Source organism: Cypionkella aquatica (genome assembly GCF_030161095.1).
Taxonomy (GTDB): Bacteria; Pseudomonadota; Alphaproteobacteria; order Rhodobacterales; family Rhodobacteraceae; genus Cypionkella; species Cypionkella aquatica.
Genome location: NZ_BSPP01000005.1, coordinates 17,164 through 36,637, shown reverse-complemented (window position 1 = coordinate 36,637; position 19,474 = coordinate 17,164). Strand labels below are relative to the sequence as shown.

The following is a 19,474-nucleotide window of genomic DNA, read 5'->3' as shown; positions in this document are numbered from 1 at the left end:
CATTATCTTGCCATAGTGCAAGTGCATTGAAAGCAAATGCACCAGTCATTGGTGGTGGTTTAACAGCAGGGCGGGCGCGATTTCTGGCAGGAAAAGCTGGAAGATGGTGCTCTAGGGGATGATAATGTTGAAATATGTAAAATCCCTGCTGATTGCGGCGATAATGTGTGCAACGGGACCCGCGCAGGCCGAAGACCGGGTGACGCTTGGTTGGGGCCGGATGTTCACCAATGACGCCTTGGGTGATCAAAAGGACCGCTGGCGTACCGGCGGCTATCAGGTCAGCCGGGTGCGGGGCTATTCATGGGACGGTGTGCTGCCAACCACGCCGGGCGAAATCCTTGAATTCCGCGCCTCGGCGCAGATCGTGGCACCCGAAGATCTGATCTCGCCCCCCCCGCTCGACCGCCGCTATGCCGCGATGCTAAGCTTTGGGCTGCACACGCAATTTGATTGGCGCGGCAATGATGTCAGCATTGGCAGTGATCTGGTGTTTCTGGGGCCGCAGACTGGGATCAGCAATTTCCAGAAATGGATTCACAACATGGTCGGGCTGGAAGAGCCGACTGTGATTGATCAACAGATCGGCAATGGCATCTATCCGACGCTGGAGGCCGAGCTTGGTCGCAAATTCGCGCTTGGCGACCGGGCAGAGCTGCGACCTTTCGTGCAGGCGCAGGCCGGCGTGGAAAGTTTCGTGCGTGTGGGCGGCGATCTTGTGATCGGCACCTTGGGTCGCGACGATCTTATGGTGCGCGACTCTGTGACAGGTCAACGCTACCGCGCGGTAGAAGGCACGCATGATCAAGGCGTTAGCCTGATCATCGGCGGCGATATGGCAAAGGTGTTTGACTCTGCCCTGTTGCCCAGCAACGGTGTTGCGACGCTCAGCGAAGAACGCTCGCGCCTGCGCGCCGGGGTGCATTGGCAGGGCGAACGCGCGTCATTGTTCTATGGCGTGTCTTATCTCAGCAAGGAATTCGAGCAGCAGACCGAAGGGCAGTTGGTCGGCGGGCTGAACCTGAACCTCAAGTTCTAAGTCTGGCTGCAAAGGTCTCCGGCGACCAAAGCACCAGATCGCTTGGCGAATCGGGTTGATGTTGGGCGTTCAACCCAAAGATGTATCCACAAACATTCACTGAACTTGTTGCCTTTTTGCCATAGATATTCGGCTAACCCTCTGTTAACGTTTCTAGATAAGAAACAAAAAAACGAGCGGGCAAACAGGCATGAAAACGGGCTCTTTGGGCACGTTCGTCATATCCTGGTCACAAACAGAAGTAGACGGCCTTAAGGCCGCGTCAACTGATCTTCTTGCCGTCGGTGCCGCTTGGCGCTGGACGGGAACGGCTGTCCGCGTGGATGGGCCGCAGGGTTTGTTGCTTTTGGAAAAGGCCGAGGGTGCGGCGGATTTACGCAAACGCGCGGCGCGCATGGTGCGTCGGTTGGTGGGTGTAGCGGTTGGGGGCGATGTTGGCCCCGAAAATATTCCGGATGAGGCCTATAATGATCTGCCAGATCAAGGCTTTATCGTCACAGACGGGCATCAGTCGTTCACGCTGACAATCATCCCGGTGCCCGACACAGGCGCGCAACTGTTGATGGTGGTCGGCGATTTGCCGCCCTGCGATCAGGATTTATGGGTGGTGCGGACTGCGATTGACCGCAGCCATACCACCGTTGGCGCGCGCGAGGCGGGCGGGGTGATCTGCTTCACACCGGAAACGCGGGTGGCCACACCCGATGGTGTGCGGCTGATCCGCAATCTACGGCGTGGCGACATGATCCTGACCCGCGACAATGGCCCGCAAGAAGTGCTGTGGAGCGGCCATCGCCGGATGTCGGGGGCGCGGCTTTACGCGATGCCGCATCTGCGTCCCATCCGGTTCCGCGCAAACTCGATGGGGCTGTACCGTCCCGACGAGGATCTGCTGGTGTCGCCGCAGCATCGGATGCTGGTGAAAGGTGCCGCAGCGCAGGCGTTGTTCAACACTTCGGAAGTTCTGGTTGCCGCTGAAGATCTGGTCAATGATGGCACAATCGTTGTGGATCACGTCATGCGCGAAGTGACTTATGTTCATATCCTGTTGGAAAAGCACAATATTGTCTGGGCGAATGGGTTGGAAACAGAAAGCTTCCACCCGTCTAATACTGCCTTGGACACTGTAGACCCAGTGCAGCGCGAGGGTTTGTTGAACATCCTGCCCGAGATCGCCGACAATCCGCATGCTTACGGCGATTATGCGCGGCGCAATATTTCGGGATCAGAGGCCGCGATCTTGCGCCATGAGCTTGCGGCGTAACGATTTTTGAGAAAAATCGGCAGGGGGCTGTCTGCCCCCTGACCCCCGAGGATATTTGGGCAGAGAGGATGACCAGGATGACCAGAAAGCAGACTTTGGGTTGTTGACTCTGCTTGAACCGCCTGTATAAGCGCGACAAGTCCCGGATCTGTCCGGGGCTTTTTCATTGGTGTTGGTGGACTTCGCAAGAGGAACCCTGTCGGCCGAAGCGTAAAGCGGGAGCAAAGGACAACGCCCTTCGTAACTAAAGAAGGAGATCAGAGATGACAAAACGCACCTCTGCCAAGTACAAAATTGACCGCCGCATGGGCGAAAACATCTGGGGCCGTCCGAAGTCCCCGGTGAACAAGCGCGAATACGGCCCCGGCCAGCATGGCCAGCGCCGCAAGAACAAACTGTCGGATTTCGGCACTCAGCTGCGCGCTAAGCAAAAACTGAAGGGCTATTACGGCGATCTGACCGAAAAGCAATTCCGCAAGATCTATACCGAAGCTGAACGCGTCAAAGGCGATACCGGCGAGATGCTGGTCGGTCTGCTGGAGCGTCGTCTGGATGCTGTTGTGTACCGCGCCAAGCTGGTGCCGACCGTGTTCGCAGCGCGTCAGTTCGTGAACCACGGCCACGTCACCGTGAACGGCCAGCGCGTGAACATCGCGTCTTACCGTGTCAAAGAAGGCGACGTTGTTGCTGTTCGTGAAAAGTCGCGTCAGCTGGCGATCATCGCCGAAGCTTTGGCTTTGACCGAGCGTGATACCCCGGATTATCTGGAAATCGACACCAACAAACTGACCGTGAAATTCGTGCGCACGCCGGGTCTGGGCGACATCCCGTATCCCGTCGTTATGGAACCGAACCTGGTCGTCGAATACTACGCGAAAAACTAATCTCTGCCCCACGGCAGATTGGGGCCCGCCTTTATGGCGGGCCTTTTCTTTTTCAACGGAGCTTATGATGTCTGACAAACCCACGATTGAGTCCAAATTTGAACAGGGCCTGTTCGGCAGCCGTTGGCTGATGGCGCCGATGTATCTGGGGCTGGTGGTCAGCCTTGCGATGCTGGTGGTGATCTTTGTGCGTGAGCTGTTCTACTACGCGCCGCAAGTGCTGACGATGACCGCAGATCAGGGCATTTTGTCAATCCTGACGCTGATCGACCTCAGCCTTGCCGCCAACCTGCTGCTGATCGTGCTGTTCTCGGGGTATGAGAATTTCGTCTCTAAGTTGGATATCACCAGCAATGACCGGCCCGACTGGATGGGCAAGGTTGATTTCTCGGGGCTGAAGATGAAGCTGATTGCCTCGATCGTGGCGATTTCCGGCATACATTTGCTGAAGGTTTTCATGGGCTTGGGGAAACCGGATTCTGCCTATCCCGTGACCACGGAAACCCTGCGCTGGATGGTGATCATTCATCTGACCTTCGTCATCTCGGGCGTGTTGCTGGCCCTGATGGATTGGCTTGCCGCCAAAACCGACAAGCATTGAGCCCAATTTTACGGAGACCGTCATGACCTACCAGATCCACGCCCGCATCGACGGCCCCTTGGTGATGATCGGCTTCGGCTCGATCGGGCGCGGCACTTTGCCGTTGATCCTGCGCCACATTGATTTCGACCGCGACGCCTTTACCGTGATCGAGCCTTCGGATGAGTTCGCGCCGATCTTGGCCGAGCATGGCATCAAGCACCTGCAATTGGCGCTGACCGAGGCGAATTTTTCCGAAACCCTGCGGGGCCTGTTCCCGAATGGCAAAGGTTTTATCGTCAATCTGTCGGTGGATGTGGACAGCATCGAGTTGATGAAGCTGTGCCAAAGCCTTGGCGTGCAATACATCGATACGGTGGTTGAACCGTGGCCGGGCTTTTACTTCAACTCGCCGCTGCCCAATGCAGATCGTACCAACTATCCGTTGCGCGAAAAGGTCCGCGCTTTGGGCAAAAGCTATCCGGGCGGTCCGACGGCGGTTTCCTGCTGCGGTGCCAATCCCGGCATGGTGTCGTGGCTGTTGAAAGAGGCACTGCTGCGCCTTGCCACCGATACCGGTGTCAAAGCTGATCCCAAAACTCAGCAGGATTGGGCGCTGTTGGCGATGACCCTCGGCGTCAACGGCGTCCATATCGCCGAGCGTGACACCCAAGTCTCGGCCCGTCCGAAACCGCAGGGCACGTTTGTCAATTCATGGTCGGTCGATGGCCTTTTGTCCGAAGGCTATCAGCCCGCCGAGCTTGGCTGGGGGACGCATGAGAAAAAGCTGCCGCCCAACGGCCATAAATTCAAATCCGGCCCGGGCTATGCGATCTGGATTGACCGCCCCGGCGCGGATACCCGCGTCCGCTCTTGGTGCCCCGATGTTGGCCCGCAATTTGGCCTTGTCGTCACCCACAATGAATCGCTGTCGATCCCGGACTACTACACGGTCTGGGACGGCCCAAAGGCGCTGTATCGCCCGACGTGCCACTACGCTTACCACCCGTGCCCCGATGCGATCTTGTCCCTGCATGAGGTCAACGGCGCCGGAAAGCTGCCTGAAAACAAACACATCCTGACCGCTGATGAGATCACAGAGGGCGGCGATGATCTTGGCGTGTTCCTCTATGGTCATGCCAAAGGCGCGATGTGGTATGGCTCGCGCCTGTCCATCGCCGAGGCCCGCGCTTTGGCGCCCTATCAAAACGCCACCGGCATGCAGGTGACCTCTGCGGTTCTGGCGGCGATGGTCTGGACCGCCGAAAACCCGAACATGGGCTTTGTTGAGGCTGATGAGATGGACCATGCCCGTTGTCTTGATGTGCAGCGCCCCTATCTGGGCCGCATTGAGTGCCACTATACCGACTGGACCCCGCTGCAAAACCGCATAAACCGTTTCGCCGAAGATCGTGACGAAAGCGATCCGTGGCAGTTTACCAACTTCCTCGCAGTTTGAGACATTTGCGCAAGGGCTAGCCCCTTGCGCAAGCCCACAGGCCAAATGTTGCTGGTATTGCGCAGGCCCCGTCGCTAAAACCCGCGCAACACTTGGGGAATCCGATGAACGACGCAATCCGCCCGCAGCCCGGCATCATGGACATCGCTTTGTATGAGGGCGGTAAGGCCGCTGTCGCAGGGGTGACCAATGTGCTCAAACTGTCGTCGAACGAAAATCCGTTCGGCCCTTCAGACAAAGCCAAAGATGCCTTCGCTCGCTCAGTGCATCAACTGCACCGCTACCCCAACACCGACCACTTTTCCCTGCGCCAAGCCATTGCCGAAGTGCATGGTCTGGACGCCTCTCGGGTGATTTGCGGCGTCGGTTCCGATGAAATCATCACCTTCCTGTGCCAAGCTTACGCTGGCCCGAAAGACGAGGTGGTCTTCACCGAACACGGTTTTCTAATGTATCGCATCTCGGCCCTCGCGGCGGGGGCCACTCCAGTTGAGGTCGCCGAGCGCGATCGCACCACGGATGTTGATGCGATCCTGAAAGCCTGTAACCGCCGGACAAAGCTGGTTTTTATCGCCAACCCGAACAATCCGACTGGCACGATGATTTCCGCAGCCGAGATTGAGCGGCTGGCCGATGGTTTGCCCGCGCAGGCCATTCTGGTGCTGGATGGGGCCTATGCCGAATTTGTCGAAGGCTTTGATGCTGGTCTGGCGCTGATCGAAAGCCGCACCAACGTGGTGATGACACGTACGTTTTCAAAAATCTACGGTCTGGGTGGTTTGCGGATTGGCTGGGGCTATGGCCCCAAGCAGATCATTGACGTGCTGAACCGCATCCGTGGTCCGTTCAACCTGTCGAACACCCAGCTTGATACTGCCGAAGCTGCTGTGCGCGATCAGGATTTTGTCACCCGCTGCCGCAATGACAATGCCCGGATGCGCACTTGGCTTGCGCAGGCTTTGGCCGAGTTGGGCATCCCTTCGGACACCTCGCTTGCCAATTTCATCCTCGCCCGCTTTGCTAGCCCGGAAGAGGCCGAGGCCTGCGATCTGTTCTTGCAAAAACAGGGCCTGATCGTGCGTCGTGTGGTCAGCTATAAACTGCCGCAATGCCTGCGTATCACCGTCGGGGATGAGGCATCCTGCCGCCGCGTCGTCCACGCGATTGCGCAGTTCAAGGGTGTGAAATGACCCAAGTTTATGCTCGCGTCGCGCTGATCGGGTTGGGGCTGATCGCCTCGTCGATGGCGCATGCGATGCGGGCGAATGGCCTCGCGGGGCAGATCGTCGGTCATGCCAAATCCGCTGAAACCCGCGCCACCGCCTTGGAATTGGGCCTCTGCGATCACGTCTATGCCACCGCGGCCGAGGCTGTTGCAGGGGCTGATCTGGTGGTGCTGGCCGTGCCCGTTGGCGCAATGGCTGCGATTGCCGAGGAAATCGGCCCGCATCTCGCCCCGGGCTGTACCGTGACGGATGTGGGGTCGGTCAAACAAGCGGTGATCGCCGCCGTTGCCCCCTATATTCCTGAAGGGGTTCAGTTTATTCCCGGCCACCCGATGGCTGGCACCGAATACTCCGGCCCGCGATCCGGCTTTGCCACGCTGTTTCAAAACCGCTGGTGGCTGCTGACGCCCGCGCCAGAGGTAGACCCAGCGGCGCTGGCCCGCCTGCAATTGCTGCTGACGGGCATGGGCGCCAAGGTCAATCTGATGGACCCACCGCACCATGATCAGGTCTTGGCCGTGGTCAGCCACACCCCCCACTTAATCGCCTATACGATGGTCGGGGTGGCCGATCACCTTGCCCAAGTGTCAAACTCCGAAGTCATCGAATACTCGGCCTCCGGCTTTCGCGATTTCACCCGTATCGCGGCGTCTGACCCAACCATGTGGCGCGACGTGTTCCTGACCAACAAGGATGCAGTGCTGGATATTCTGGGCCGCTTTGCCGAGGAGTTGTTCGTGCTGCAACGCGCCATCCGCATGGGCGACGGCGATCATCTGCACGATTATTTCACCCGCACCCGTGCGATCCGGCGCGGCATTATCGAGGCCGGGCAAGACACGTCCGCTCCAGATTTCGGCCGCAGCCCAGCGTCAAAGCCTGCGGGCGCGGCGTAACGTGCGGGCCGCTGGCCCCTTTGTCGTGCTGTGGTTGGCTTTGGCGGGGATGGCCTTGGCCGAAGCGCCGAAAACCTCACCTCGGCCTCTGACCCGCCCGGCTGCCACACACACAGCGGCCCAAGCAGCGGTGATCTTGCGGCCAAAACATCGGCCTGATGCGATGGCACCATCTGGCGTTGCGCCAGACGCCGGGCCGCCTAACGTAGCGCCGCAACTTGCAGCAGTCTCAATGCCCCGCCCACACCCCCGCCCGGACGGTTTGACGGCGCAAGCCGAGCAGGCGGCAGCAGCACAACCAACCCCCACAACCCGCGGTAAATCGAGTAAAAAAGACAGCAGGCGCGGGTCTGTCTGCGGTGATCCTGCGATCAAAGGTGCGGAAATCCCCGCAGTCACCTCAAAAACCAAGGGCTGTGGCATCGCCGATCCGGTCCGCGTCACCGCGATCGACGGCATCCCGTTCAGCCAAGCCGCCACCATCGACTGCGACACCGCCCGCGCGCTGAAGCAATGGATACGCGAGGGCATGCGCCCGGCTTTCGGCAACCGCGAGGTGGTCAAGCTGCATATCTTCGGAAGCTATATGTGCCGCAGCCGCAACAATATCCGTGGCGCCAAGGTATCCGAGCATGGCCGTGGCAAAGCCGTTGATATTGCGGGGTTTGTCTTTTCTGACGGCAAGGAATGGACAGTTGCGCGCGACTATAACAAACAAATCCGCAGCGCCCAAAAAGCCGCTTGCGGTATCTTTGGCACGACGCTTGGCCCCGGATCAGATGGCTATCACGAGGATCATCTGCATTTTGACACCGCAGAGCGGCGCGGCTCGGCCTATTGCCGCTAGCGGCTAAAGCCCCGCCGCCGCGTTCATCCGGGGTGCCGGTCCCAGCGGCAATGGCCCCAGCACCATCCGACCGTCCTTGCAAATCAGGCTGATCTGCAAAACCTCCAGATCGCCGCCCTGTTGCGCAATGATGCCCAGCATTCGCTCGACCGTTGGCGCGATATCAGGCTTGACCAGACCCAGCGCCACCAAAATCGGCGGCAGCCGCTTCCAACCTGCAACGCGCAGCGCGATTTCGCCTTCTGCCAGCCCATCCGGTGCAGCGGTCAGCGTGCCTTTGGCGGAAAACTGCAGACTTCCCCAAGTCGCCCGGGTCTCGTCGATCTCAAGCGCCAAGAGCTGCGGGCGGCTTTTGGCAGCGTTCTTGTCCAGCTTGGCGCTGAGAACCGCATGCGCATCCAGAAAAACCTCGTCTACCAGCGGGGGCAAATCACTGGCCGCCAGCGCCTGCAACAAAGCAGCATCCGGCGCGATATTGCCCAGTTTCAGACCCAGCCGATAGGTGTTCGCCCGCGTCGCATCCTCTTGTGCCGAAACCAGCGCGCTCTCAAGCCCAAGCGCCCAGCCCGCATCAGAGGCCAACCGCACGACATGCGCCTCGCCGACCAATTCATCCAAGGCGATCGCGGTTGAGGGATGCACCTGCACGCTGGCGCGCAGACTGTCTGACGTGACCGTAACCTTTTGATCCGGCGATGAGATCACTTGGCCAGAGGGCAGGGCGGCGATCACATGCCACGGTTTCCATGCCATCGCATAGACCTGCACAAAGGGGCTGGAAATCTCAATCTGCCGCGCTGGATTGGCCACAACCAGATCAGAAACCGTCAGATCAAAGCGGTTCGGAATCCCATGAACCTCGACCGTGCCTGCCTGCACCACACCCGGCGGTTGCGCCGCGATCCATGCCTTGACGCCACTTTCGATCTGGCTGGCACCGAACCACCAATAGCCGGTCCACACCGCCGTCGCTGCCAACACAACCCACAAAAGCGCGCGCATATTCGCCCCTTTTCTTTGCCATTGGCCCTGCTTACACCTAACCCGAATGGAGGGCCAGCCAATGTCCGAGACGCCAAAAACCGCAGAAACTCTTTGGGTGTTCGGCTATGGCTCGCTGATCTGGAACCCTGATTTCCCGGTGGCCGAGCGTCAAATCGCCCGTGCCACCGATTGGCACCGCAGTTTCTGCATGCGGTCCATCCACCATCGTGGCACCGAAATCGCGCCGGGTCTGGTGTTGGCATTGGATCACGCGCCGGGGGCGATCTGCGATGGCGTGGCCTTTCGTGTGACGCCGGGGGCCGAAGCCGCAACTCTGCAAGCCCTGCGCGAGCGCGAGTTGATCTCATCCGCCTATCTGGAAACGCATCTGCCGCTAACCCTGACAGATGGGCGTGAAATCAATGCCTTGGCCTACGTCATCGACCCCGCGCATGATCAATACTGCGGCAATCTTCCCTTGGCAGAGCAGGCGCAAATCATCGCGCAGGCCATCGGTGGGCGCGGCCCTAACCGCGATTATCTGTTCGCCACCGCTGATCACCTTGCAAACCTTGGCATCGCTGACCCCGATCTGACATGGCTCGCCACACAAGTTCGCAATCTGTAAGGGTTTTACTTGGCAGATGGTCCTCGCCTGCTATGTTTAACCAAAGCAGGCAAGGCGGGCGGAACTGACGAGATGGACACTTCCAAGGCCGCGCAGCCGACCTTCTTCAGCCAGCCCATTCGGCAAATTGTCACCATGCTTTTGGCCGTCGCACTGGTCGGCGCGGGGGCGTGGCTGATCCACGGCACGGTCTATGGCATCATCGCGACCAACCCGCTGCTGAATGGCTTCATTGTGCTGGTGTTCGCGCTTGGCGTCATCGCCTGCTTTTGGCAGGTGATCACCCTGATGCAGTCGGTGTCGTGGATCGAGCGTTTTGCCCGTCACGAAACCGGATATGAAGATGCCGCCCCGCCGCGCCTGCTTGCCCCTTTGGCGCAATTGCTGCGCAGTCGTGGCGCGCGGATGCAGATTTCATCATCGGCCTCGCGCTCGATCCTTGAATCGGTCGAAACCCGGATTGACGAAGCCCGCGACATCACGCGCTATCTGACCAACCTATTGGTTTTCTTGGGTCTTTTGGGCACATTCTATGGTCTTGCCACCACAGTCCCCGCCATTGTCGAAACCATCCGCTCGCTTGCTCCACAGCAAGGCGAATCCGGGATGGAGGTGTTTGGCAAGCTGATGAAGGGGCTGGAAAGCCAGCTTGGCGGCATGGGAACCGCGTTTTCATCGTCGCTTCTGGGCCTTGCAGGATCTTTGGTGGTGGGCCTGCTAGAGCTGTTCGCCAGCCACGGCCAGAACCGCTTCTCGCGCGAATTGGAAGAATGGCTGTCGTCTATCACCCGCGTTGGTTTCAGCGCCGACGGCGAAACCGGCGAGGCTTCTGTGACCTCGGCGGTGCTGGATCATCTGTCAGAGCAGGTCGAGGTGATGCAAAGCCTGTTCGCGCAAGTCGAGGCCAATCGTTCCGGCGTCGAGCAAGGTCTGTCTGAACTGACCGCCGCTGTCGCGCAATTGGCCGCGCGCTCGGGCGTCGATACCGGCCAGACCGAAGCGCTGAGCCGCATTGCCGATGGGCAAGAACGTCTGATTGCGGCGCTGACCGGGGCAGAAGGCGGCGCCCATTCCGATGCTGAAAGCCGGATGCGGCTTCGGTCTATCGACGTGCAACTGCTTCGCATCCTTGAGGAACTCTCGGCAGGCCGTCAGGAAAGCCTCGCCGATCTGCGCGGCGACATATCGGCGTTGACCGCCTCGGTTCGCCAGCTGGCGCGCGGCGCGCCGCAGCGGGGCTGACATGGCCTTACGCCGCAAACGCGATTCCGCGATGATCTGGCCCGGCTTTGTCGATGCCGTCACCACGTTGTTGATGGTGCTGATGTTCGTTCTGACGATTTTCACCGTCATGCAGTCGGTGTTGCGCGACACCATCACCACCCAAAGCTCTGAACTTGACAGCCTTACCGCGCAAATCTCGGGTCTTGCCGACGCGTTGGGGCTAGAGCGGCAAAAGGTCAGCGATTTGCAGGGCCAAGTTGGCAGCCTGACCTCAGAGCTGACCGACGCCCAAGCCAAGGGTGACCAACAATCAGCGCTGATCGCCACCCTCACCGGGCAAATCGCTGCCAAGCAAGGCGAACTTTCCGCAGCCCAGACCCGGATCACCAGCTTTGAAGCACAGGTGGCCGGACTGCTTTCGGAGCGTGATGCCGCGCGCGGCGAGATCAGCACCCTGCAAGCCGAGGCCGCCAAGCAACTGACCGAAAAGCAGGCGCTTGATCTTGCCCTCGCCAAGGCCCGCACAGAAATCGACGCCGGTGCCGAGGCGGCCCGACTTGCTGCCGCCCGCCGCGAGGCTCTGGAGGCTTTGATCGCCGATCTGCGCACGAAAACTGACGCCAGCGCTGCCGACTTGAAGGCCGCCCAGACAAAAATCACCGAAGCCGAGGCCACCCGACTGGTCGATGCCGCCGCGCTGACCGCCTTGCGCGACAAGCTGAAATCTTCTGATGCCGAACTGACCGCGATGAGTCTGGCGCTGGAAGTTCAGCGCAAGAAAGCGGAGGAAACCTTGACCCTGCTTGCCGCCGCCAACACCAGGGCCGCGCAATCGGCGACGGCGGGCGATACGCGGGCGGCACTTTTGGCCACCGCGCAGCAGGCTTTGACCGCAGAGCAGGCAAAATCGCTGGAAGCCGCCCGCAAGACCGAGGTTCTCAACCAGCAAATCGCGGCGTTGCGGGTGCAACTGGGAGAGTTGCAGGGCTTGCTTGACAGCTCTGCGGCGCTGGATTCCACCAATAAAGTGCAGATCGAGGCGTTGGGCAGCCAGTTGAACGCCGCTTTGGCGCAGGTTGCCTCGGAACAGAAAAAGCGTGCCGAGTTGGAGGCGGCCGAGCGGGTGCGGCTTGAGGCTGAGAATGCCGACCTTGAAAAGTTCCGCAGCGAATTCTTTGGCCAGCTGTCGCAGCTTTTGGCGGGCCGGCAGGGGGTGCGGGTGGTGGGCGACCGCTTTGTGTTCTCGTCCGAGGTTTTGTTCAACCCGGGCTCGGCAGATCTCGCACCGGAAGGGCAGGCTCAGATCGCCGAAGTGGTGAAGATTCTGGATGAGGTTGCCGGGAAAATTCCGCCGGGGATCGACTGGATTATCCGCGTCGATGGTCACACCGATGACGTGCCTTTGTCGGGGGCCGGGGCTTTCAAGGATAACTGGCAGCTGAGCCAAGCCCGGGCTTTGTCGGTGGTGCGTTACATGCAGGATGGTTTGGGATTTCCGCCGCAAAGGTTGGCTGCGACCGGGTTTGGCGAGTATCAGCCGGTCGCGGCTGGAGACACGCCGCAGGCGCGGGCACAGAACCGGCGGATCGAGTTGAAACTGACGGAACGCTAGTGTCCACGCGTGGACAAAATATGACACGTTTGAAATCAATGGCTTAGGGTAGGTTCGTTAAGGGTTTCTTAACTTTTGGCAGATGTGTCGTGCCGCGCAATTCCTGTATCAACTGAGCAGAACTGCCGCCAAATCAAAGGCCCCCGCCGGGAAGGCGAGGGCCAGAGAGTAACGTAAAGCTTAGATCATTCCGCCGTCAGCAATGGCGGTTTTTGACCGGTCAGGCGGGCCTTTTGCGGTTCCTCAAAGGTCAGCACCAACTCGCCATCCTTGACGCCGACATGCACCGTGCCGCCCTTGGTCAGCTTGCCGAACAGCAACTCTTCGGCCAAAGGTTTCTTGATGTGCTCCTGGATCACCCGGCCCAGAGGCCGCGCACCCATTTTGTCATCATAGCCCTTGTCACCCAGCCAAGCGGCAGCCTCGGGCGTGAGGTCGATATGGACGTTCCGATCCATCAGTTGTGCTTCAAGTTGCAGCACGAATTTGGTCACAACATCCATGATCACGTCTTTGCTCAGCCGCGAGAAGCTGATCACCGCATCCAGACGGTTGCGGAACTCGGGCGTGAATGTGCGCTCAATCGCGGCGGTATCTTCGCCGCTGCGCGCCGCACGACCAAAGCCGATCGCCTCTTTCGACTGCTCCATAGCGCCCGCATTCGAGGTCATGATCAGGATGACATTGCGGAAATCCACCGTCCGACCATTGTGATCGGTCAGCTTGCCGTGATCCATCACCTGCAACAGAATGTTGTAGACATCGGGGTGCGCCTTTTCCATCTCGTCGAGCAGCAGCACGCAATGCGGGTCTTGATCGACACCATCGGTCAACATGCCGCCCTGATCAAAACCGACATAGCCGGGCGGGGCACCGATCAAACGGCTAACCGCATGTTTCTCCATGTATTCCGACATATCGAACCGCAACAGCTTCACGCCAAGGGATGAGGCCAATTGCTTGGCAACCTCGGTTTTGCCCACGCCCGTCGGCCCTGCGAACAGGTAGTTGCCGATGGGCTTTTCCGGCTCGCGCAGGCCAGCGCGAGCGAGTTTGATCGCCGAGCACAAAGATTCCACAGCCTTGTCTTGACCGAAAACCACCCGCTTCAGGGTCTTTTCCAAATCGCGCAGGGTTTCGGCATCATCTTTCGACACCGATTTCGCCGGGATGCGGGCAATCTTGGCGACAACGGCCTCGATTTCCTTCACCCCCAAAGACTTGCGCTTTTTGGAATCCGCCAGCAGATGCTGCGCCGCTCCCGCCTCGTCGATCACATCAATCGCAGAATCCGGCAGTTTGCGGTCGTGGATATAGCGCGCCGCCAGTTCCACCGCCGATTTGATCGCATCATTGGTGTAGCGCAGGTCGTGATGTTCCTCAAAATGCGGCTTCAGACCCATCAGGATCTTGATCGCATCCGGCACCGAAGGCTCGTTCACGTCAATTTTCTGGAAGCGCCGCGCCAAGGCACGGTCTTTTTCAAAATGCTGACGGAATTCTTTGTAGGTGGTCGAGCCCATGCAGCGCAGTTTGCCGCCCGCAAGCGCAGGTTTCAGCAGGTTAGACGCATCCATCGCGCCGCCCGAGGTGGCACCTGCACCGATCACGGTGTGAATTTCGTCAATGAACAAGATCGCGTCGGGGTGATCTTCCATTTCCTTGACGACTGCTTTCAAGCGTTCTTCAAAGTCACCACGATAACGGGTGCCTGCCAGCAAAGCGCCCATATCAAGCGAATAGATCGTGGCATGCGCCAAAATCTCAGGCGTTTGTTTATCAACGATTTTCTTCGCCAGCCCTTCGGCAATCGCGGTTTTACCCACGCCTGGATCACCGACCAGCAGCGGGTTGTTCTTGCGCCGGCGGCACAAGACCTGGATTGCGCGTTCAACTTCGTCTTCACGGCCAATCAGCGGGTCAACATCGCCCTTGATCGCCTTGACGTTCAGATCGACGCAGTATTTCGACAGCGCGGATTCCTTGGCGTCGCCAGCTTCGGCCTTCGGGGTTTCGTGGTGTTCTTCGGCGCCGGTGACGGGGCGTGCTTCGCCATAGCTGGGGTCTTTGGCGACGCCATGCGCGATGAAATTCACCGCATCATAGCGGGTCATATCCTGTTCTTGCAGGAAATAGGCGGCGTTGGATTCGCGTTCGGCAAAGATCGCGACCAGCACATTCGCGCCAGTGACTTCGGTGCGGCCCGACGATTGCACATGGATCGCAGCACGCTGGATCACGCGCTGGAAGGCCGCGGTCGGCACCGCTTCCGAGCCTTCGACATCGGTGACAAGCGTGGACAGATCATCGTCGATGAAATCGACAAGGGTTTTGCGCAGATCATCAAGGTTGACCGAGCACGCTTTCATCACGCGGGCTGCGTCAGGCTCGTCAATCAACGAGAGCAAAAGATGCTCCAGCGTGGCGAGTTCATGGCGGCGGGCATTGGCAAGCGCCAAAGCGCCATGGATGGCTTGTTCGAGGGTCGTCGAAAATGATGGCACTTGGTCGTGCTCCTGTCCTGCGGGTCGGACGGGCCAATCCAGATGGAGATGGCCCTGATCCAACCATTGCCTCATAAGGTAAAGGATCGGTTTTATTCCGCGATCTTCAAGCCCTATTTCAGCAAGATTTCGGTTTTTCTCGGCGTTGATGCAAATTGTGATGGCGGGTGGCAGATTGGACTCAGAAATTGTCCTTCAGCGCGCGCAGTTTGGTGAAGACTTGGGCATCAGTTGCATCGGCCATACCCAGTTGCTGCCTGATATAGGGGTCTTGCGCGCGCAGAAAAGGGTTGGTCGCCAATTCTTCTGACAAAGCCACCGGCACGGTTGGGTGATTGCCGCTGCGCGCACGGTTGACCGCGCGGATACGGGCTTGCAAGGCGGGGTTTTCGGGATCGACGCTGATCGCGAAGGCAAGATTTGCCGCGGTATATTCGTGGCCCGAGCAGATCAGCGTGCTGGGCGGCAGTTGTTGCAGCTTGGCAAGGCTGTCGAACATCTGCTGCGGCGTGCCTTCAAACAGGCGGCCACAGCCAGCCGCCATCAGGCTGTCGGCGGTAAAGCACAGGCCGGTGGCAGGCAGGTAGAACGCGATATGGCCGACGGTATGTCCCGGCACATCAATGACATAGGCAGTATCGCTGCCGATTTTCACCTGATCGGCCTCAACAAGGGCGCGGGTCAAGGGCGGCAGGCGGTGAGCATCGGCGGCCGCACCCAGAATGGCGGCAGAGGTAGCTTCGACGATCTCGCCCACGCCGTCGATGTGATCCCAATGGTGATGCGTCAGCAGGATCTGATCCAGATGCCAGCCGCGGGCTTTCAGGGCCGCTAGGATCGGGCCAGCCTCGGGCGCGTCGATCAGGGTGGTTTCATCCAAGGCCGCATCATGCAGCAGGTAGGCGTAATTGTCTTTGAGGCAGGGGATGGTGACAAGTTCGAGGGTCATCGGCGGGCCTTCCTGAGTTTGCGCCAGAGTGCCGTCTGCCCGCGAAAGGTGCAATTCGTTTCGCCCATTTTGTGGGCAGAAAACCAAACCGAAGTTTGAGAAATTCCGCGGCCTTGCCGCAGAGCGCGGATTTGCGCATCGGCGGACGGGATTTTGGGCAGGTGTCGGGGTGCTCCTCTGTGGGGGATATTGGGATGAGCGGTTTGGGAGAGGGAAGGGTGAGGGGTTTGGGGAGAGGGAAGGGTGAGGGGGCGGTATCGGCCAAGGCGCGTGGTGACGTGGGGCGCTATGATCCTGCGCGGCATTTTGCGGGCGTGATGGCCAGACGGGCGCGCGTTGTGCTTGCGGTAAAGCGGTTGTGGATCGGTGATGGCGTTGTTGGGCGGCTTTGCTATGATCGGGGCGGAACCATGTGAAGGCCGCCTATGCATCTTGATGTGCTTGATCTGCGCAATTTCTACTATCGCACCCAGTTGGGCCGGGTGGCGCAGCGGGCGATCCGTGATCAGGTGGTCAGCCTTTGGCCGCCTGCACCGGGGCAGACGGTGGCGGGGTTTGGCTTTGCGGTGCCGCTGTTGCGCCCCTACCTTGCAGATGCGCGCCGGGTGATCGGGCTGATGCCGGGGCCGCAGGGGGTGATGCCTTGGCCTGCGGGGATGAACAACGTCTCGGTTTTGTGCGAGGAAACCTTATGGCCGCTGCCCACCGGGCATGTTGATCGGCTGGTGATCATGCACGGGCTGGAGACATCCGACAATCCGACCGCCGTGCTGGAAGAGGCGCACCGCGTGCTTGGCCCCGGGGGGCGCGCGTTGTTCGTGGTGCCGAACCGCGCCGGCCTTTGGGCGCGGCGCGATGGCACGCCGTTTGGCTTTGGCCGACCCTATTCCGGTGGCCAGTTAGAGGCGCAGTTGAAAGCATATGGCTTCACGCCCGAGCGTTCGATGACATCCTTGTTCGCCCCCCCGTCGGAAAGCCGCTTCTGGCTGGGCACCTCGAACTTCTGGGAGGGTTTTGGCCGCCGCCTGCCATGGCTGGCAGGCGGGGTGCTAATGGTCGAGGCCAGCAAGCAAGTCTATGCCCCGACGCGCGGCGGGCTTGCGGTCAAGGTGCGCAAGCCCCTGCGGGTGCTGGAGGGCGTCGGCGCGGCAGTGCCGACGCCCCGGACTGGCAAGCCAGTTTAGGTGCGGACGACTTCGACATTGTTGATGCCGTCACGGACGCCGACCGTCTCGCCACTGCCAAATTGATCAATGAAGGCGATCTGTTGGTCCCCAATAAAAATCGCAGTGCCCGCCAGACCGCCACCCTCGGTATCGTTTCTGTCCACGAAGCGGATGTCGCCTGCCATGTCTGACGGAATTTCGATCCGCAAGGTCTCGCCGGGTTCGTAGTTGAAGATGGTGTTATGCCCTGCGGTCAGACTGTCATCCGACACCACGAATGTATAGCTGTCGGTGCCGTCGTTGTCGTCGATGACTGTGGCACCCGAGCCGATCACATAGCTGTCGGACCCGCTGCCGCCCTCCAGTCTGATCTCGCTGACATAGCCGTTTCCGGGGCTTGGGTCTGTGGCGGCGGTGGTGTGAAAGCTGTCGTCGCCATCATCGCCGTAGAACCTGCCCTGTCCCTGACCAATTTCCAGCACGTCATTGCCAGCGCCCATATGAACGTTTGTGACCGGGTCGGTCGCCGCATTGGGATTGCTGTCATCGTGGGCGGCGCCAGTGTAGTGGTCGTCACCGTCTCCCGCGTTGACGAAATGCGCCTGACCCGCGGCGGTGAAGCTGTCATCGCCATCGCCCAGCCAAGCGGCAACGGCGGGCTGTTCAGACGGTGCGGCGGCGGTAAAGCTGTCATCGCCAGCGGTGCCGTTGTACACATGCGTCACCGCGATATGGTCGGCGTCCGGCGTTTCGGGCAGCACGTCCTGCATGTTCTGCACGCTGCCAAATGGCCCCGGTTCGCCATTGTTCATTACATAAACCACATCCTCGGCGGTCAGATCGGTGACGCCCATGAGGCGGATGACACTTTCGCCGCTGTAGTCGTTCGGGTTTGCGCCGCCGGTTGGCGGGATATCCAGAGTCACCCTGACATCGGTATAGCCTGCGTCTGGATGGGCGTGGATTTCATAGCTTACGGCCGTTGGATAAAGATTGGCCGGAACGAAGGTCGGCACCAAAATCGCAAGTTGGTCTTCGCCCACCGTAAAATCGCTGATCACATCAATAGGACGTGTGCTGTCCCCGACGGCGTTCACCACGAACATGTCATTTCCAGCCCCGCCCGAAGCGGTGCCGCCCGAAAATGTTTGGCCCATATACAGCAGATCGTTGCCGTCGCCGCCCTCCATCACATCATGACCGTAGGACAAAATGTCGTTGCCCGCGCCGCCATAAAGCGAGTCGCCCGCCGCCAGCCAATCGTTGCCATCGCCGCCGTCCAGATGCGCGCCTCGCGAGATCAGATCATTGCCTGCGCCGCCGTAAAGCTCTGAGGTCAACGGCAGATCGTTCTGTGCGCCAGAGGTTTCCAGCAGGTCATTTCCACGATCGCCATACACTTCGCCTTGGTTCTGGGCGATCATGGTATCCGCCCCGTCACCGCCATAGCCGGTGGACTGATCCCATGCCACAACAAGGTCGATGCCATCACCGCCGTAAGTGGTGGTGGTATCATGGCCGTGAAGGTAATCTGCTCCGGCGTCCCCATAGCCCGATCCCGTGCCAAATACGCCAAAAGAGTCATTGCCCTCGTCGCCATGCACTGTGGCGTGACCGTCAACATATCCGATGTCGCGGCCCGCTCCGCCGTAAGCGGTACTGTCATCATGCGCGGTGATCTGATCCTCGCCCACACCGCCGTAGGCCACACTCTCATCCTCGGCTGTCAGCGTGTCATTGCCCTGATTACCGTGGCCTTCGGCGGTGCCGCTGAGTGTCAGCGTATCATTGCCACCCCAGCCATTCAGAATACCGTCATCGCCAGCAAGGCTATCATCGCCAGAGGTGCCGCGCTGCGGTTCAGGCGTTGCATCGTCATCCTTGTCATCACCGCCGTCAAACACCCCGGCCAGCGCCAGCAGGCCGCCCGTCACCAGTAACGACCCGAGAATCAGCAAATCCATATCGACGCACCCCTTACCATTCAAACCGTTGTCAAAGCTTAAGATTTGCGGCCCTCTGCGGTCAAGCTATGTGGCCAATATATGGCGCATTTGCAGGGGCTTGCGGTGTAATCTCCGCCATTGCCCTCATTGTTTCCCGTTGATTAACAAAGCGATGCCGAAAAGGTGAAGCAAGCGTGATGGCGCTGCGACCAGACGGCGCGGGCGTGCGACAAAACAGCCCGCCTGACATATCGCACGCGCGCACG

17 protein-coding genes are annotated in these 19,474 nt (G+C 59.8%); 13 read left to right on the top strand and 4 right to left on the bottom strand.

From position 1 onward, the window contains the following. Positions 1-124: 124 nt before the first annotated feature. The 8 genes from QQJ98_RS07050 (at position 125) to QQJ98_RS07015 (ending at position 8,195) form a co-directional block, all read left to right on the top strand. On the top strand, positions 125-1,039 hold the full coding sequence (locus QQJ98_RS07050) for a lipid A-modifier LpxR family protein (RefSeq protein ID WP_284324645.1): 915 nt from the start codon (positions 125-127) through the stop codon (positions 1,037-1,039). Positions 1,040-1,229: 190 nt separating this feature from the next. Continuing rightward, complete coding sequence (locus tag QQJ98_RS07045; RefSeq protein WP_284324644.1) at positions 1,230-2,303, top strand: Hint domain-containing protein; 1,074 nt, start codon at positions 1,230-1,232, stop codon at positions 2,301-2,303. 263 nt (positions 2,304-2,566) lie between these two features. After that, the gene (gene rpsD, locus QQJ98_RS07040; RefSeq protein ID WP_284324643.1) at positions 2,567-3,187 is read left to right on the top strand and encodes a 30S ribosomal protein S4; all 621 of its coding nucleotides are present in this window, start codon (positions 2,567-2,569) and stop codon (positions 3,185-3,187) included. Positions 3,188-3,254: 67 nt separating this feature from the next. After that, on the top strand, positions 3,255-3,788 hold the full coding sequence (locus QQJ98_RS07035) for a TIGR00645 family protein (RefSeq protein ID WP_284324642.1): 534 nt from the start codon (positions 3,255-3,257) through the stop codon (positions 3,786-3,788). A gap of 22 nt (positions 3,789-3,810) precedes the next feature. Further along, positions 3,811-5,226 (top strand): homospermidine synthase, encoded by a 1,416-nt coding sequence (locus QQJ98_RS07030; protein WP_284324641.1) that lies wholly within the window; start codon positions 3,811-3,813, stop codon positions 5,224-5,226. 104 nt (positions 5,227-5,330) lie between these two features. After that, positions 5,331-6,416 carry a histidinol-phosphate transaminase gene (gene hisC / locus QQJ98_RS07025; protein WP_284324640.1) on the top strand — a complete coding sequence of 362 codons (1,086 nt, stop codon included), beginning with the start codon at positions 5,331-5,333 and terminating at the stop codon, positions 6,414-6,416. Next, positions 6,413-7,348 carry a prephenate/arogenate dehydrogenase family protein gene (locus QQJ98_RS07020; RefSeq protein ID WP_284324639.1) on the top strand — a complete coding sequence of 312 codons (936 nt, stop codon included), beginning with the start codon at positions 6,413-6,415 and terminating at the stop codon, positions 7,346-7,348. Before hisC ends, QQJ98_RS07020 begins: the two co-directional genes overlap by 4 nt. A 1-nt stretch (position 7,349) precedes the next feature. Next, positions 7,350-8,195, top strand: a complete 846-nt coding sequence (locus tag QQJ98_RS07015) for an extensin-like domain-containing protein (protein ID WP_284324638.1) — start codon at positions 7,350-7,352, stop codon at positions 8,193-8,195. Positions 8,196-8,198: 3 nt separating this feature from the next. Here the strand turns inward: QQJ98_RS07015 and QQJ98_RS07010 are convergent, their stop codons facing one another. Further along, complete coding sequence (locus tag QQJ98_RS07010) at positions 8,199-9,197, bottom strand: DUF2125 domain-containing protein (protein ID WP_284324637.1); 999 nt, start codon at positions 9,195-9,197, stop codon at positions 8,199-8,201. A 61-nt stretch (positions 9,198-9,258) separates the two neighbouring features. Here QQJ98_RS07010 and QQJ98_RS07005 point away from each other — a divergent pair, with 61 nt between their 5' ends. The 3 genes from QQJ98_RS07005 (at position 9,259) to QQJ98_RS06995 (ending at position 12,643) form a co-directional block, all read left to right on the top strand. Further along, positions 9,259-9,807, top strand: a complete 549-nt coding sequence (locus tag QQJ98_RS07005) for a gamma-glutamylcyclotransferase (RefSeq protein ID WP_284324636.1) — start codon at positions 9,259-9,261, stop codon at positions 9,805-9,807. Positions 9,808-9,879: 72 nt separating this feature from the next. Then, positions 9,880-11,049: a biopolymer transporter ExbB gene (locus QQJ98_RS07000; protein WP_284324635.1), complete on the top strand. Its 1,170-nt coding sequence runs from the start codon at positions 9,880-9,882 to the stop codon at positions 11,047-11,049. Between the two features lies 1 nt (position 11,050). After that, positions 11,051-12,643, top strand: coding sequence for a peptidoglycan -binding protein (locus QQJ98_RS06995; RefSeq protein ID WP_284324634.1), 1,593 nt, complete (start codon positions 11,051-11,053; stop codon positions 12,641-12,643). A gap of 185 nt (positions 12,644-12,828) precedes the next feature. On the opposite strand, the gene clpA is transcribed toward QQJ98_RS06995, so the two are convergent. Next, positions 12,829-15,147, bottom strand: coding sequence for an ATP-dependent Clp protease ATP-binding subunit ClpA (gene clpA / locus QQJ98_RS06990; protein ID WP_284324633.1), 2,319 nt, complete (start codon positions 15,145-15,147; stop codon positions 12,829-12,831). Between the two features lie 181 nt (positions 15,148-15,328). Beyond that, a complete protein-coding gene (gene gloB / locus QQJ98_RS06985) occupies positions 15,329-16,096 on the bottom strand; it encodes a hydroxyacylglutathione hydrolase (RefSeq protein ID WP_284324632.1) in 768 nt (255 codons plus the stop codon). Positions 16,097-16,323: 227 nt separating this feature from the next. Here gloB and QQJ98_RS06980 point away from each other — a divergent pair, with 227 nt between their 5' ends. Both QQJ98_RS06980 and QQJ98_RS06975 read left to right on the top strand, forming a co-directional pair. Next, positions 16,324-16,512: a hypothetical protein gene (locus tag QQJ98_RS06980; protein WP_284324631.1), complete on the top strand. Its 189-nt coding sequence runs from the start codon at positions 16,324-16,326 to the stop codon at positions 16,510-16,512. A gap of 9 nt (positions 16,513-16,521) precedes the next feature. Continuing rightward, a complete protein-coding gene (locus QQJ98_RS06975) occupies positions 16,522-17,280 on the top strand; it encodes a class I SAM-dependent methyltransferase (protein WP_284324630.1) in 759 nt (252 codons plus the stop codon). On the opposite strand, the gene QQJ98_RS06970 is transcribed toward QQJ98_RS06975, so the two are convergent. Then, the gene (locus QQJ98_RS06970) at positions 17,277-19,226 is read right to left on the bottom strand and encodes a calcium-binding protein (protein WP_284324629.1); all 1,950 of its coding nucleotides are present in this window, start codon (positions 19,224-19,226) and stop codon (positions 17,277-17,279) included. The genes QQJ98_RS06975 and QQJ98_RS06970 overlap by 4 nt on opposite strands. Between the last annotated feature and the right edge of the window lie 248 nt (positions 19,227-19,474).